1 pseudogene is annotated in these 1,329 nt (G+C 73.9%); it reads left to right on the top strand.

Going from position 1 to position 1,329, the window contains the following annotated elements:
• Positions 1-1,028: pseudogene (locus ACFWVD_RS28635) on the top strand (hypothetical protein); the annotation flags it as partial.
• Positions 1,029-1,329 lie beyond the last annotated feature (301 nt).

The following is a 1,329-nucleotide window of genomic DNA, read 5'->3' as shown; positions in this document are numbered from 1 at the left end:
CCGACGATCTGTTCTACCTGTTCCGGGAGGGAGAGAGGCTGGCCCGGCTGCGGTCCTGGTCCCGTGAGGACGAGGTCCACGACCGTCCGCTGCACCCGGAGGACATCGATGTCGTGCTGCGCATGGCGGCCGAGACGGAGGGGCCGGCCTCGGCGGAGCTGGTCCGCTACTGGGCGCAGGCCCAGCCGGAGGCGTTCAGTGTCTACCGGCTGGTGAGCACGGGCCGGATCGTGGCGTTCACGGCGCGGCTGGTCCTGCCGTCGCCTCCCGACCCCCGGGACGTGGCCACCGATCCGGTGGTGGCCGCCGCGTGGGAGTACACGCGGGCCACCGCGCCGGTGAGCCCCGGTGAGCACATCGGCGTCAGCCGGTTCTCGGTCTATCCCGAGCAGTACCAGGTTCCTTCGCGGGTGATCGACCTGAGCAGTTCCCGGGCTCAGGCGGAGGCGGCGCGGGCGCGCGGGCGGGCGTACGGGTTCGCGGTGTTCCGGGACGCCGAGACGTGGGCGGAGCGCGTGCGGGGCACCCTTCAGGACACGGGGGCGCGGCCGCGGGTGGGTGGGTACACCTACGGGCTGTTCGGTGTGGACTGGCGCCGGCTGCCGGTGGAGGCGTGGCTGATGCACTTCATATCGGCGACGGAGATGCCGGCTGCCCCGGCGGGGCCGTCGCCGCTGTCGCGTGCGGCGTTCGACCAGGCGGTGCGCGAGGCGTTGGCGCACTGGCGGGACGCGGTCGCGTTCGCGGCGTGTGCGCTGCTGCGTACCCGGCTGGCGGCCGACCTCGGTGAGCCGGTCGGGGAGTTGCGTGCCCTGCTGCGGGGGGCGGTCGACGAGCTCGCGGGTGACCCGCGGGGGGTGCGGGCGCGGGATGCGCTGGCGGCGGGCTATCTGTCGGGGGCGCCCACCCAGGAGGCCGCTGCCCGCCGGCTGGGCCTTCCCTACGGTACCTACCGGCGTCATCTGCGCCAGGGCCTGGACCTGCTCTGCGAGGCGTTGTGGGAGCGGGAGTTGCACGACCCGCGGTAGGGGTGGTGGTGCGGGTGGACAGGTGCGGACAGCAGTGGACAGTGCGTGGCGCTGCCGGGTCTGGATAGTGGACAGCGTCCGCGCCGAGTCTGTGTGCCGTGAACGTTGCACGCAGGTACGCGGACGGGCCGGGCGGTGCGCCGGGTGTCGGCCGCGGCGGGTGCGGTGCGGGGGTCGGGGGCGGTCGGTGGTGCGGCCACCCCCGGCCCCCGGGGCGGGGGCTTCCCCGGTCCGTGCGCCTGGGGTGACGTTCTCCACGGGCTGTCTGACTTTGTGTCACACCAATGAGAAGGATTCCTGC

Source organism: Nocardia sp. NPDC058666, assembly GCF_042714895.1.
Classification (GTDB): domain Bacteria; phylum Actinomycetota; class Actinomycetes; order Mycobacteriales; family Mycobacteriaceae; genus Nocardia.
This window is presented reverse-complemented; position numbering and strand designations above follow the sequence as displayed.